General features: G+C 50.1%; 16 protein-coding genes. 5 read left to right on the forward strand and 11 right to left on the reverse strand.

Going from position 1 to position 14,231, the window contains the following annotated elements; genetic code table 11:
- The first annotated feature begins 127 nt into the window (after window positions 1-127).
- The 5 genes from GIW82_RS08095 to GIW82_RS08115 all read left to right on the forward strand — a co-directional run bounded on the left by GIW82_RS08095 (window position 128) and on the right by GIW82_RS08115 (window position 4,399).
- Complete coding sequence (locus GIW82_RS08095; RefSeq protein ID WP_154749328.1) at window positions 128-919, forward strand: ABC transporter ATP-binding protein; 792 nt, start codon at window positions 128-130, stop codon at window positions 917-919.
- Between the two features lie 6 nt (window positions 920-925).
- Window positions 926-1,846: an iron-hydroxamate ABC transporter substrate-binding protein gene (locus tag GIW82_RS08100; protein WP_154749329.1), complete on the forward strand. Its 921-nt coding sequence runs from the start codon at window positions 926-928 to the stop codon at window positions 1,844-1,846.
- Between the two features lie 70 nt (window positions 1,847-1,916).
- On the forward strand, window positions 1,917-2,915 hold the full coding sequence (locus GIW82_RS08105) for a FecCD family ABC transporter permease (protein WP_154749330.1): 999 nt from the start codon (window positions 1,917-1,919) through the stop codon (window positions 2,913-2,915).
- The gene (locus tag GIW82_RS08110; RefSeq protein ID WP_154749331.1) at window positions 2,912-3,919 is read left to right on the forward strand and encodes a FecCD family ABC transporter permease; all 1,008 of its coding nucleotides are present in this window, start codon (window positions 2,912-2,914) and stop codon (window positions 3,917-3,919) included. Before GIW82_RS08105 ends, GIW82_RS08110 begins: the two co-directional genes overlap by 4 nt.
- A 105-nt stretch (window positions 3,920-4,024) precedes the next feature.
- A complete protein-coding gene (locus tag GIW82_RS08115; RefSeq protein WP_154749332.1) occupies window positions 4,025-4,399 on the forward strand; it encodes a hypothetical protein in 375 nt (124 codons plus the stop codon).
- Between the two features lie 105 nt (window positions 4,400-4,504).
- Here the strand turns inward: GIW82_RS08115 and GIW82_RS08120 are convergent, their stop codons facing one another.
- The 11 genes from GIW82_RS08120 to GIW82_RS08170 form a co-directional block, all read right to left on the reverse strand.
- The gene (locus GIW82_RS08120) at window positions 4,505-6,292 is read right to left on the reverse strand and encodes a putative bifunctional diguanylate cyclase/phosphodiesterase (protein WP_154749333.1); all 1,788 of its coding nucleotides are present in this window, start codon (window positions 6,290-6,292) and stop codon (window positions 4,505-4,507) included.
- Window positions 6,274-6,552, reverse strand: coding sequence for a hypothetical protein (locus GIW82_RS08125; RefSeq protein ID WP_195913984.1), 279 nt, complete (start codon window positions 6,550-6,552; stop codon window positions 6,274-6,276). The genes GIW82_RS08120 and GIW82_RS08125 overlap by 19 nt, the downstream gene beginning before the upstream one ends.
- Before the next feature lie 264 nt (window positions 6,553-6,816).
- Window positions 6,817-8,217 carry a sensor histidine kinase gene (locus GIW82_RS08130; protein WP_154749335.1) on the reverse strand — a complete coding sequence of 467 codons (1,401 nt, stop codon included), beginning with the start codon at window positions 8,215-8,217 and terminating at the stop codon, window positions 6,817-6,819.
- Window positions 8,198-8,878 (reverse strand): response regulator transcription factor, encoded by a 681-nt coding sequence (locus GIW82_RS08135; protein WP_154749336.1) that lies wholly within the window; start codon window positions 8,876-8,878, stop codon window positions 8,198-8,200. The genes GIW82_RS08130 and GIW82_RS08135 overlap by 20 nt, the downstream gene beginning before the upstream one ends.
- 52 nt (window positions 8,879-8,930) lie before the next feature.
- Window positions 8,931-9,953, reverse strand: a complete 1,023-nt coding sequence (locus GIW82_RS08140) for a GTPase (protein WP_154749337.1) — start codon at window positions 9,951-9,953, stop codon at window positions 8,931-8,933.
- Window positions 9,954-10,030: 77 nt separating this feature from the next.
- A complete protein-coding gene (locus GIW82_RS08145) occupies window positions 10,031-10,738 on the reverse strand; it encodes a DUF421 domain-containing protein (RefSeq protein WP_230309254.1) in 708 nt (235 codons plus the stop codon).
- Window positions 10,739-10,869: 131 nt separating this feature from the next.
- Window positions 10,870-11,346 (reverse strand): GNAT family N-acetyltransferase, encoded by a 477-nt coding sequence (locus tag GIW82_RS08150; RefSeq protein WP_154749338.1) that lies wholly within the window; start codon window positions 11,344-11,346, stop codon window positions 10,870-10,872.
- Window positions 11,347-11,352: 6 nt separating this feature from the next.
- The gene (locus tag GIW82_RS08155; protein ID WP_154749339.1) at window positions 11,353-12,177 is read right to left on the reverse strand and encodes a metallophosphoesterase; all 825 of its coding nucleotides are present in this window, start codon (window positions 12,175-12,177) and stop codon (window positions 11,353-11,355) included.
- A gap of 112 nt (window positions 12,178-12,289) precedes the next feature.
- On the reverse strand, window positions 12,290-13,075 hold the full coding sequence (locus GIW82_RS08160; protein ID WP_154749340.1) for an ABC transporter permease: 786 nt from the start codon (window positions 13,073-13,075) through the stop codon (window positions 12,290-12,292).
- Entirely contained in the window at window positions 13,072-13,953 is an 882-nt protein-coding gene (locus GIW82_RS08165) for an ABC transporter ATP-binding protein (RefSeq protein ID WP_154749341.1), read from the reverse strand. Before GIW82_RS08165 ends, GIW82_RS08160 begins: the two co-directional genes overlap by 4 nt.
- Complete coding sequence (locus GIW82_RS08170) at window positions 13,950-14,144, reverse strand: PLD nuclease N-terminal domain-containing protein (RefSeq protein WP_154749342.1); 195 nt, start codon at window positions 14,142-14,144, stop codon at window positions 13,950-13,952. The genes GIW82_RS08165 and GIW82_RS08170 overlap by 4 nt, the downstream gene beginning before the upstream one ends.
- Window positions 14,145-14,231 lie beyond the last annotated feature (87 nt).

Here is a 14,231-nt window from a genome sequence, read left to right on the forward strand (position 1 = left end):
TGATTCACTCCGTCCCCAAAATTTCTATTGACTCCGAAAACATTTCAACTTATAGTTTGTATTGTACTGAAAATGAGAATCATTATCAACCATCAACACGATATTTTTTAAAAAGGAGGATGGCGCCATGGTTCGCCTGCTCACGAAGGATTTATCCATCAGCTATGGGGAACGGCTGATCGTCAAAGATTTGAGCATCGAAATTCCCGATAAGAAAATCACGACGATCATCGGCTCGAACGGCTGTGGGAAATCGACGCTCTTGAAAGCAATCACCCGTGTCATCGCCCACCAGTCCGGCTCTGTCATGCTGGACGGCGGGGAAATCGCGAAAGAAAATACGAAGGCGCTTGCCAAGAAGATGGCTATCTTGCCGCAATCGCCTGAGAATACACCCGGCCTAACTGTCGGGGAGCTCGTTTCGTACGGCCGCTTCCCTTATCAGAAAGGGCTTGGACGCCTGACGAAAAAAGATTACGACATGATCAACTGGGCGCTCGATGTGACCGGTACCCAGTTCTTCAAATATCATCCCGTCGATGCCTTGTCCGGCGGTCAGCGCCAGCGCGTCTGGATCGCGATGGCACTTGCACAGGAGACGGAAATGATCTTCCTCGACGAGCCGACCACCTACTTGGATATGGCCCATCAGCTAGAAATTCTCGAACTGCTCGAGAAGCTCAACAAAGAACAAGGCCGCACGATCATCATGGTGCTGCATGACCTCAACCAGGCTGCGCGTTTTGCCGATTACATCATCGCCATGAAGAACGGCGAAGTCGTCAAAGCCGGCGACTGCCATGAAGTAATCACCAAGCCTGTGCTCGAGAAAGTATTCCGGATCGATGCAGACATCGGCATCGACCCACGCACACAAAAACCGCTTTGCCTAACATACAATTTAATCAAAGGAGCTTGACCTATTATGAAAAAATTCTTATTGCCCCTATTCCTTCTCGCATTTGCGCTTGTCCTTGCAGCGTGCGGAAGCGACGAAGCTGATACAACGTCCGAGAAATCGGCGGATTCACCGGAAACCATCACTTACGAATCTGAGAACGGCCCAATCGAAGTACCTGCAAACCCGCAGCGCGTCATCATCCTGTCCACTTATGGCGGTGATGCGGTAGCGCTTGGTGCACCACTTGTCGGAATCGACAGCTGGTCGAAAAGTAACCCGAACTTCCAAGATGCTCTTGAAGGCGTCGAAGAAGTCTCGGAAAACGACTTGGAAAAAATCCTTGAGCTTGATCCGGACTTGATCATCGGCAGTTCAACGATGAATAACATCGACAAATTGAATGAAATCGCACCGACTGTCACTTACACATACGGAAAAATCGGCTACCTCAAGCAGCACCTTGAAATCGGGAAAGCGTTGAACAAAGAAAAAGAAGCACAAGCATGGATCGATGACTTCCAAAAACGTGCGAAAGAAGCCGGGGAAGAAATCCATGCGAAAATCGGGGAAGATGCGACGGTTTCCGTCATTGAGAACTTCGACAAACAGATCTACGTCTTCGGCGACAACTGGGGACGCGGAACAGAGATCCTGTATCAGGAAATGGGCTTGAACATGCCCGAAAAAGTAAAAGAAATGACAGAGAATGACGGCTACTACATGCTGTCACAGGAAGTCTTGCCGGAATATGCTGGCGACTACTTGATCTTCAGCAAAGATGGCACACAGGACAATTCATTCCAGGAAACCGAATTGTACAAGAATATGCCAGCTGTGAAGAACGGCAACGTATTCGAAGCGGAAGCACAAGCATTCTACTTTAACGATGCACGTACACTTGATTTTCAATTGGACTTCTTCATCGAGCACTTCCTAAATAAATAAGCAGCAAAAAAAGAGGGATTCTTCGGAACAGAATCCCTCTTTCAATTCCTTATAGAAATGATGATTAAAGATGAAACGAACCCTTCCTTTCACAACTAAATTGATTGCCGGCCTTCTCGTCCTGGCCGCGATGTTCGTCGCTTCACTCGTCTTCGGCGCAGCGGATACGTCATTCCGTGAAGTGTGGAATGCACTGTTCGCCGAAACAGCGGATGACACGACTTCAATTATCCGCGAGATCCGCTTGCCGCGTGAAATCGCGGCCATCTTTGTCGGGGCGGCACTAGCGGTATCGGGTGCGATGATGCAAGGTATGACGCGTAACCCGCTTGCCGATCCTGGACTGCTAGGCTTAACTGCCGGTGCGAACGCAGCGCTTGCCTTCACCTTAGCGTTCATTCCATCAGCGAACTATTTCATGATTATGATCGCCTGTTTTATCGGAGCAGCGATCGGGGCGGGCATCGTCTTCGGCATCGGCGCTATGAAACGCGGCGGGTTTTCCCCGTTCCGAATCGTGCTGGCAGGTGCCGCGATCACTGCTTTGTTGAATGCAGTCGCTGAAGGCATCGGCCTGTATTTCCACATTTCCAAAGACATTTCACAATGGACGGCCGGCGGATTGATCGGCACGACGTGGGGACAGCTCCAGGTTATCGTGCCGTTCATCATCGTTTCCTTGCTCATCGCGATTTTCACTGCCCGCCAGCTGACGATCCTCAGCTTGAACGAGGAAGCGGCGATCGGTCTCGGGCAAGACACGAGACGCATCAAAGTGCTGCTGTTCTTCATCATCACGTTGCTTGCCGGCGCAGCCGTTGCCCTCGCCGGCAATATGGCGTTCATCGGCTTAATGATCCCGCATATCGTCCGCGCAATCGTCGGGACAGATTACCGGTTCGTCATTCCAATGTCAGCGGTTGCGGGTGCTGTGTTCATGCTATTTGCTGACCTGCTCGGCAGAATCATCAATGCACCGTTCGAGACACCAGTTGCGGCCATCGTCGCGATTCTCGGCTTGCCGTTCTTCCTGCTGATTGTCCGTAAAGGAGGAAGAGCATTCACATGATCCATCCATCTATTATCCGGAAGCAGCGGATTACATTTGCGGTCCTGTTGCTGTTGATTGTTTCGACGATCGTCATCAGCCTTGGACTCGGCTACTCTTCCCTGTCCTATGACCGGCTCTTTCCGGTCTTGTTCGGGCAAGGGACGTTCAAGGAAGAATTCATCTTATTCTCGATCCGGCTGCCGCGCATTTTGATCACGTTACTCGCTGGGATGGCACTCGCACTATCAGGCGCCATCTTGCAAGGCATTACACGGAACGACCTCGCTGATCCCGGCATTGTCGGAATCAACTCCGGTGCTGGCGCTGCGATTGCCCTCTTCTTCTTATTCGTCCCGGTCCAAGCCGGCGCATTCGTCTATTTGCTGCCAGCTGTCGCATTCGGCGGTGCTGTCGTGACCGCTTTGCTGATTTACTTGTTTTCTTACAGCCGCAACACTGGCCTCCAGCCTGTCCGCCTCGTCTTAGTCGGAATCGGCTTCTCGATGGCGCTGTCCGGTCTCATGATCATCTTGATTTCCTCAGCTGAGCGGGAGAAAGTCGATTTCATCGCCCGCTGGCTTGCCGGCAACATTTGGGGCACGGATTGGCCGTTCATTTTGGCACTGCTCCCGTGGCTCCTGCTCCTCATCCCATTCGTCTTGTTCAAAGCCAACCGGCTGAACATGCTCGGACTGGATGAGCCAGCTGCCATAGGTCTCGGCATGTCCATCGAAAGGGAGCGCATCATTCTACTGCTTGCAGCGGTTGCGCTTGCCGCATCCGCCGTGTCGGTCACGGGCGGCATCGCTTTCATCGGCTTGATGGCCCCTCACTTGGCACGAGCGCTCGTCGGACCGCGCCACCAATTGATGCTACCGACCACGATTCTGATCGGCGGCTGGCTGCTTCTGCTGGCGGATACGGTCGGCAGAAACCTTCTGCAGCCGGACGGCATCCCGGCAGGCATCGTCGCCGCATTGATCGGCGCACCGTATTTCATTTATTTGCTGTTGAAAAAATAAGAAAACCTTGGAGATCCCGTGTTGATGGGAGCTCCAAGGTTTTTTGTAACTTCTTTCTCGTTTAAACGTCTGCTCAGCAGGAAGTAAATTTTAAGGAGGAGAATTATGAAACCGATTTTTTCTTTTCTATTGTCCGTTCTATTATTGAGTGCTTGTTCCGCTCCCGATGAACCGGCCTCTTCTGAAAAAGAGACCGCCTCACTTCCTTCCACGTGGGAAGAAGTGCAAGGCTTTGTGATTGAGATGGAAGAAGATGAAATTTCTGAACGGATTCTTATAGCTGAGGGCATTACGGAAGCTGAAGCACTGGAAGAGAATCCCTCTTATGATCAAGCTATCTGGCTTACGAATGGGGAAATCGATTTTCCGGCTCTCCAAATAGGAGACGGAGTGACCGCCTGGTGGGATACTGCCAGACCTCACGAAGAACCCGGAACCTTAACTGTTCCCGCCGAGAAATTGATAACAGACCAAAACTGATTTGTCCGCCGTTTTAAAACGGCGGACATGCCAATACTCTTCGTTCAAACAGGAAGACATTCCTTGTTCGGACAGGAACACTCCAGACGGTTCGGGGCTTTTCTATTATTCCTCTTTCGATTCCTGGAAAAATTTACGGTCCAGCTTCACATACTTCGCTTCAAAATCTCTGATCTGCAAAGGCCTGTCATATAGATACCCTTGATGGATGGTACAGCTGCTTGTTTCGAGGAATTCAACTTCTTCTTGCCGTTCGACGCCTTCTGCAACAAGTTCGCATTCGATGCTTTTCGCTAATTGGATCAGCGACTTGAGCACAGCCTCAGATTTCCTGTCCTTTCCGATTTTCTGAATGAACGACCGATCGATTTTGATTTTATTGATCGGAAAATGGGTCAAGTACGAAATCATGGAAAAGCCGGTCCCAAAATCATCGATTGCAATAGAAATGCCTCTTGATTTGCACAGCAGCAAGTTTTCCAGCGTTTCTGCGGAATAAGTCAGTTCTGCCTGTTCGGTAATTTCGATTTCAACCATTTCGGGCTGAATCTCATATCGCCCGATGAGTTCAAAGAAGCTGTCAAAAAATCGCGGATTGGCGAGAAGGGAAGGAGTCATATTAATGGCAGTCTGCACACTCCAGCCGAAAAGCAAGTTCCACTCCTTCATCTGAATAAATACCTTTTCTACGAGATGAAGCGTTAAAGGAACGACCGTACCGGTCGCTTCCGCCACTTCAATGAATTCCAGCGGCGAGATTTCACCAAGCTCTGGATGCGCCCAGCGAGCCAACACTTCAGCTCCGACAATCTCCCGTGTTGATCCATCAATCTGAGGCTGAAGTGTATAGTAAATCCCTGCATCATCCAAGTTTCCAGCCAGACCTTCCTCAATGGCGGACTTCCGCTTGCGCAACGCATCCATTGCCGGCCGGAAAAACAAGTAAGAGGAGCCACGGATCTTCTTCGCTTCATACATCGCGGTTTCTGCATTAGAGATAACTTCGCTGAACAGCAGGGCGTCATTCGGATAACAGGAAATCCCGATGCTGACATGGATAGAGAGATCTTGGAAATTATGAACAATAAGCGTTTGTTCGAAGATGTCTGTAATCGCTTTCGCAAAATTCTCCAGCTTTTCTTTCGGTTCCGGTGCATAGAGAACAGCGAATTCATCACCATCCAAACGGAAAACTTCGCAATTTTCGTTTGTAAATCCCTTCAACTTTCCAGCAACATGTTTCAGCACAGCATCGCCGGCATCATGCCCGTATACTGCATTAATTAATCTGAGATTATCCAGATTTAAGTAATAAATCGTGAACTTCTTTCCCAAAGAAATCAAAGCATTGCTTTTCATTGTCAGAAGGCAGCGATTCGGCATTCCGGTCAAATAATCATAGTTGACGGATTCCAGCAACTGCTCTTCCACTCTCTTCTGGTCGCTGACGTCTTGGAAGTAAAGTGCAAACCCGCCTTTTTTCAGCGGGGCGACTTTGATGTGGAACCATACACCCAGCGGCTGGTAATAATCTACGAACTCTATGATCCGCTGTTCTGCCATCGCTTTTTTATAGGTATGATGAAAAGATGAATCAACCGCTTCGGGAAAAACATCGAACAAGCTCGTCCCGACGACCTTCTCCCGTGTAGTACGGAACATCGATTCTGCGATTTCATTGATATAGTGAAACTGGAATTGATTGTTCAGCAAGGCAAAGCCATCTGTCATACTCTCCAATACACTTTCTGCCGTGATCGGTTCAATGTCATGAAGACTTGCCTTTTTACGATAGATGACAACTCCGTGCGAACCGTCGGATGATAAACGGATTCCCCGTACTTTGACTGAAAGCCATTGTATTTCTCCATTCTTCAGAAGAAAAGGGTACATTTGCTTGTGTTCAGTGAGCTCTTTGCTGATGACGCGCCGGATAGCCTTGATTTCACTATTTTTTCCCGAGCCTTCAATTGTGCAAAGTAGTCGGCGCCGATTGTGTAGAGCGATTCATGGACATCTTTTTTCAAGCAAAATTCGATCCATGCCTGATTGACGCGTACGATAGTTCCGCAGCTATCAATCGCAATCACGAACTCTTCTACTGTATTTATCCACTCTTGAATCTGGCCATTTTCCTGTCTCAAATTTTCCACGCCCTCACTGTCTATAATACGGTTCTCACGTTTAATGGATTCATGCATTGTACTTACTGACAATTTTTCTGAGCTGTGCTGAAAGTAAATGACAGGACAACCAACATGCTTTTTTCTTCATTACATTTGTTTCAAGATAAATAATGTTTAACTAAAGATTATAGACCTGTAGCGTTTATAAGAAAATGAACTGTAAGTCTCATTTACAGAAGGATTTTTCTATTTTTATTTTTAAAAGCAGCTCTGGGAGGGGTTCTTTCTGTCTTACGAACGATACGGCAAGCGAATCGTAAATGTCGTTCCTTTCCCTTTTTCGCTTATAACATCCACTTCGCCGCCGTGCAAAGTGACCAGCGACTTAACAATGGAAAGACCGAGTCCGAATTGTCTGCTGCCACGGGATTCATCGGCTTTGTAGAAGCGGCGCCAAATCAAGTCGACTTCTGCTGCATCGATGCCTGCACCGTCGTCGGTCACTTCGATAATTGCTGCTTCCGGTGTTCCGTAAGCCCGCAGCCGAATCGTCCCATTCTCTGTAAATTGGATGCTGTTTTTCGTGATATTGATGAACACTTGAATGAGCCGGTCCATGTCACCATAGATCACTTGCCCCGGTTCACTCTCCACGAGGATAGAGTTCCCTTTTTCAGCGGCCTGTACTGCGAGTTGTTCCTGAATGATCTCGAGCAACTCCTCCGCTTCGATCTCTTCTTTCTCCAGCACGACTTGATTGGAACGGATCTTTTCGTAGTCGAGGTTTTCATTGACCAATCGGATGAGCCGCTTCGTCTCTTCGCTGACGAGCCGGATTCCCCGTTCTTGCTGGTCTTCGTCGATCGCACCGGTCCGCAAGCCTTCCACCACACCTGCAATGGTCGTGAGTGGCGTCCGCATTTCGTGGGAGACGTCAGCCATGAACTGCCTGCGGCGATTTTCGAGCGCTTCGATCTCGTCATTGGAGACTTTCAGCTTCTCGGCCATGTCATTGAACCCTCCCGCAACGTCATCGAATTCGTCGAAGCCTGCATTCGGAAGTCGGACGTCGTAATCGCCTTCACTAATTAACACCGCTGCTTTCTGGATGCTTTGCAGTCGGTTCAAATGAAGCCGGCCGAGCAGCAAACTCAATAACAATGCAATGAAGAAGGCAATCAACATCGTCGTGATGAGCGAACCGTTCAGTTCGGCGATCATTTCACTCGTTCCGCTGACCGGAGACGCTAGTAACACACCGCCGACCAACATCCCTAACGATACGTAAGGCATGGCGACGAAGGTCATCGTGAATTGGAACCGTTCATCGTCCCGTTTGACGACGAGCGTCTCTCCGCGCTCGATCACATTCCATTCCTCTTGGCTCAATTCCACCGGCGGAAAATTATTATTCGCCGGGTACAAAATCCGGCTTTGCTGGTCGAAGACGATGAAATGGATATTTTGTGCCTGCAGAATCGACACATACGCCTGCAAGTCCCCGCCGCCCGGACGTTCCAGCTGACGGAGCACTTCCACGCCATAGCGTTCGAGTTCATCCGCTTTGTCTTCGTAAGCGAAATCTTCGACGTACCGGACAAACAACAGGCTCAGAACGATGAAAGCGACGACCAGAATGCTCAAGTGACTTGTGATCAACTGATAGAAGTACTTAATCCGTATGTTCTTCAAATTTATACCCTACTCCCCATACCGTATGGATGAAAAGGTCGCCTTGATCAATCTTCTTACGGAGTCGCTTGATGTGGACGTCCACGGTCCGCTCATCTCCGTAAAACTGATAGCCCCATACTTGCTCGAGCAGCTGCTCTCGGCTGAACACTTGCTTCGGATGCCGCAGCAAGAACAACAGAAGGTCGAATTCCTTCGGCGTCAATCCCGTCACTGGTGCGCCGTCTTTCTGCACTTCCCTTGTCTCTTTGTTGGCCTTGAAATGGGTGGTTCTGATGATGTGTGCATCCGATTCCGCATTCCGTGTACGCCGTGCGACCGCCTTGATCCGTGCCATCAAAGCAAGCGGACTGAATGGCTTCGTGACGTAATCGTCTGCTCCCATCTCGAAGCCGATGACCTGGTCCGATTCACTGTCTTTCGCAGTCAGCATGATAATCGGAATGTCATCCCCCTCATCGCGGATTTTCCGGCACAGCGTCATACCGTCCATCCCCGGCAGCATCCAGTCGAGAACCAGCAAATCGTAATGGCCATCCCGGTATTTCTGGTAGCCTTCCAGCCCGTCCGCTGCAAAATCTCCTTGCATCCCTTCTTTCGAAAAGAACATCTCCAGCATCGTACGGACTCCTTCGTTATCTTCCACTACAAGTAAGCGCATTTCATCCCTCCTCGGCAAAAAGCCACCTTTTCGTCCAAGGCGGCTTTAAGAATCATTCTTCCAGTTGTTTCTTATCTTTCTTCTTCAGCTTTTCGAACAGTGCACCGATCATGTCATAATCGATGGCGATATCATTCTCGTAAGCGTACTTCACTCCGTAGCCTAGTGCCAGTGTCATCGAGGATGCGACTGTTCCGCCGAGCACAGAGCCCGCTCCCGGAATGAATTTCAGTGCCTGCCGGTAAATCGTCTGACCGATCGTCTGCGTAGCGGTGATGACAATCATATCTTTCGCCGCTTTTTTCGTTAACGGCTTGTCGTACAGCTTCGATAATTTGATGATGAGCCCGACCTGCAGCGAAGTGAGCGGCACGACATCCGAGCCGGGAATCGGCGACGCTCCGATCACTCCAGCTGATACGCCGGCACCGATGATCCAGCGGTTAGCCGCCGAAGCTTTCTCCTTCATGCTTTTGGCGAAGAGCAAGTCTTTGCCCTTCTTTTCGAGCAAAAAAAGGATTTCCTTCTTCAACGTTTCCAGATTTTCTCCGGTCTTCGAAGAAATCGGGATCACTTTGTATTTCGCTTGCGTATGATCATTGATAAAACGGACGATGGAAGGGATATCCTCCGCTGCATCGATTTTATTGAGCACGATCAAAATGTCTTTATTGTGCTTTTCGATTGCGTTGAATTTCTCCTTCTCGCTTTCGGAAAACACTGTGCCTGCAGCGTTCAGGAAAAACAGAACGACATCCGACTTCTGGACGAACTCCAATGTCTTCTTCGGGTTCTCATCGTTCGGGTCATTCAAGCCTGGTGTATCCATGAACTTGATGTTTTCTAAGCCTTGCAGGTTGTAGGGATCGACGCTCACCGTCTCACCTGGACGCGGGTTCGTCGAAGCGATCTCTTCCCCGATGATCTTGTTGATCGTCGATGATTTCCCGGCATTCACCTCACCGATCAGGGAAATCAGCAGTTCTTGATCGAGCATATCATTCACTTTGCGCATTTCGTCTTCGAACATCTTGTCCATGACGCGCTGCACTTCATCTTCGAATTCCTTCACCATACAACAAGTGCCTCCTCTATCGTTCTTTCCTCCATTATAGACAATTTCATCCGCTACGCCTATTGTTCCGGCCCTGCTCAATTCCCTTCTGATTTTCCTGCGGAAGCATCTTCATATGTGTGCACGTACAAGCCGTTCTTCTCGGACCACTCGCCGTACAAGATATCACTGACGCTACTGTAGCCTTCTTTCTGAAGCCTTTCATGCAGCCATTCCTTAGACATCCGGACTTGCTTCATGATCTCTTCGTTCATCTCCCCCTCATCAATGACCAAATAATTCACCGGGTCATCTTCCGGGTCAAGATTCAGCATTTCCGGCGTGACCTGGTCGTATTTCGCAAACTTCTTCACACTGATCGAGCCGCCCGGATCCAAATAAACATCTTTCACTTCACTGAGCGAAAAGACGCCTTGCTGCCGGAGCATCAGACGCAATTGCTCCATTTCCAAATGATTTTTGTTCAGCTCATCAAGGTTGAGTTTCCCTTCCTGGACAAGAATCGATGAGTTGCCTTTGAACAACAGTCGCACTTTATCGTATTTCTTGGACAGCTTCTCAATGAGATACAACGTACTCCCCCATATTGCCAGCGCAAATAATAAGTGCAGCAAGTTAACCTTGTCGTCATAGATGCTCTCTTCCAAAATTCCCGCCAGCACGACGGCATAGACGAAGTCGAACGGCGTCAGCTGCGACATTTCCTTCTTCCCAAGCAAACGGGTCATTACAATCAATGCAATCAGACCAAAAAGCAATTTGACCGCGATTCCCATATACATCATTTCTTCCGCCTCCTACGTACTTCCTTATCTCCCTTCTTCCCTTTTCCCCCTTTTTTAAGCGGAGACGGTCTGCCGCACGTAAAAATGGACAAAAAAATACACGGTGAGCTTTCTCTAAGCTCGCCGTGCATTCAAACATTCAAGCACATGACCAATTGCTCGCCGCTTCTTCCTACTACACGGCGGCCCGTATCGACAAACCCTGCCCGCTCGAACATCTTCTGTGCAGGCTTGTTTCGCACATTCACTCCGAGCACCACTTCTTCAAAGGAAGGGAATTCCTTCCGCACGAATACCGGCAGCGCCGCGAGTGAACCGGATCCGACACCGCGCCCTTGCAGCTTCGGATTGACCGAATAGCCTCGCATCAACAACGCTTTCGGCTTGTCCGTATATTTGTCCCGATCTGCCGACTCGTCCAACTCGAAGAATCCTCCCACTTCGCCGCCGACTTTGATGACGACGAGATGCTTTAGTGGATTTGCTGCATCCCGCTTGATGATTTCCTGCGGAAGGCCCGTGAATTCCAGTTGGTCGGATGGCAAATCATACGTGACCGCCACTTTCGAAGTGTAGCTGTGCAACGTCACTTCATGCGCACGAATCATTTCTCTTCACTCCTTCTTTAATGTCACTGCCACAATCTCAGGCACGTTAAAAATCCTAAGTGGGAAGACGCTGTTTCCGAGCCCACTGCTCAGCACCAATTGCGTCCCGCCTTCTTCGTATATGCCTTTTGTCATTTCAGGCAACCAACCTTGTCCCGGTGCGATCAAGCCGCCGACTCCCGGAATGCGGATCTGTCCACCGTGTGCATGACCCGAGAAGACCACATCGATCCCCGCCTCTGCGTAGACCGACAACACTTCAGGCCGGTGTGCCAAAAGCAATGTGAACCGGTCCGCCAATGCCGCTTCCGCAAGCGCATGTTCCGTAAACGTCTCCGAGGAAATCGTGTTGCCCATCAGCGGATCGTCGATGCCAGCTAGCTGGACCGTCTCGCCGCCGCGTTCCCATTCGGCGGTCTCATTCCGCAGCACATGGACACCGCGTAACGTCAGCGCTTCTGTGATTTCCCCGATCCGGTTAGTTGCGACTTCGTGATTGCCGAGGACATAGTACACATCCGCCACTTCCACGATCGCATCGACGAACACAAGGCTCGCCTCCAAGTCGTACCGGTTGCTGTCGATCAAATCCCCTGTCAGGAAAATAACATCAGGCTCCGCCTTCCGGACAGCCTTGATCAGCCGCTCCTGCCCTTCACCGAACGTCGCATCGTGCAAGTCCGTCACTTGGACGATCTTCGCACCGTCAAAAGCTGCCGGAACCTCTTCAGACGCAATCTCATATTCAGTCGTCTTCACCCATTCATTATTTATGACGATAAATCCCCAGATGAACCCGATCACCAGCAGGAGAATCAGTAATTTCTTCATAAAATCCCTTCTATCCGAACCGCCGATTGAAATGCGGCACTAATACTCATATGTAGCTCCGTTCCATTTTAGCAGATGATCAGGCAAATGCGTGAAAAAACGGATGCTCCATCTACACTTTCACTTTCGCAGCGTTCTTCTTCGACATCCAAATGCCGAACGCTGCGATTGCCACAATAAGGAACACAGTGATTGCGACGCTCCACCAATAAGCGCCCGTCTCAGGTCCTGCCCACAGCCACTGCGCTGCATAGGAAGGCACTTTGAACGGCGACACCGTCCAATAAGCACCGAGCAGGCCGTCCACCAGCTGCATGAACAACAGCAGCACAAATGACACCGCTGCCGCTAATCCGCCGTTCGGCATCCACGCACTTGCTGTGAGGATAACCGTCACGACAAGAATAATCCAGAGGCAATACGTGCCAGCAAATTGCAAGAAACTGCCGATTTCTACTTGGCCGAAAAACAGAGCCGTGTAATAATAGCCGGCAAGTAAGCCGAACAAGACACTTCCGACAGCGATGAGATTCGCCGCCACCCATTTGCTCATATAATAAGCGCCGTATGATAACGGCCGAACATACAGCAATGTCGCCGTCCCGCTCCGGCGTTCACCCGCGACCGCGCCCATGTAGGCCAAAATCAAGACGAGCAAACCGATGAACTGATACTGCCCGATGATATTCGCAAGGATTTCTCCTGGACTCGGCTCCGGGAATTCAATGACAGCCCCATCAGGCAAATTGCCGAGCGAGTCGAGCAGCTGCGGCAGGAAATATTGCGTGACCGGCTCGAGAATCGCGAATAGGATGAAGACGAGCGGAATCCAAAGAATTTTGTAATTCCGGACGTTCTCCCGCCATTCCTTCTGAAACAACACACGAAATTGAGTCATTCCTTCCCCGCCACCTTCAAGAAAATTTCTTCAAGCGTCGCCGATTTCCGCTCCACACCGCTGACAGCGAGCCCTTCAGCCGCAAGTCGTTCAAGCACCATCTGCATCGTGGGACCTTGTGTGGTCACCGGCAAAATCACTTCCGTCCGGTCCACCGTTCCTTGCCAAGCGTTTAGCGCACTGAACCGAAGCGCTTCCTGACTCGTCTCAAAACGGATCTGGATGCGCGGCTCCGAATAACGATCACGCACTTCTTTAAGCGAGCCTTGCTCGACAAGCTTCCCTTGTTGCAAAAACAGGAGCTGATCCGTCATTTCTTCCGCGTCATTCAAAATGTGCGTCGAGTATAGGATCGTCGTATCTTGCTGAAGCGATTTGAGCAAGTTCAAAATTTCGCGTCGTCCCGTCGGATCAAGCGCTGACACCGGTTCGTCCAGCAATAGGAGCTTCGGCTGATGGACGATGGCCTGTGCCAGTCCGAGCCGCTGCTTCATTCCCCCCGAAAACGTTCCGCACTTTTTCTTCATCGCCGGTCCGAGCCCGACGAATTCGAGCGTCCGGACAGACTGCTGCCGTACATTTGCCGCTTCGACTCCGCTGATCTTCGCGGCCATCTCGACAAATTCCAGCGCCGTCAGCCACGGGAAGAACTGCGGGTACTGCGGCAAAAATCCGATTCCGCCTTGCCCGGATTGATTAATCGTTCCTTCCGATTGCTTCAACAGTCCGGTAAGCATCGATAAGATCGTCGTCTTACCAGCTCCGTTCGGCCCGATCAATGCCGTCGCCGTATTCTCTTCCAGCCGGAACGAGACGTCCTCAACTGCCACTTCCGCGCCAAACTGTTTCGTGAGTCCTTTCGCTTCCAATACGTTCAATAATTCCGCCTCCCTATGACAAAATACAAAATCGGTCCGATAATATTGATGACGACGATGATGACACCCCAAAGCCATTTCGGTCCGTTCGGCTTTGGATTCTTGATCAAATCAACCAAAGCAAAAATCATCAGCACCAACTGAATGAGGATTACGGGTAATAAAGCCAATACCACTGTTGTATCCGACATTTGTTCTCCACCTGCCATTCTTCCTGGTCTCTATCTCTCATTATACCGTGCTCTCCTGAACTTTCCTTCACCTAATTTCCTAAGCTT

The organism is Planomicrobium sp. YIM 101495 (assembly GCF_009707665.1).
Lineage (GTDB): Bacteria > Bacillota > Bacilli > Bacillales_A > Planococcaceae > Planococcus.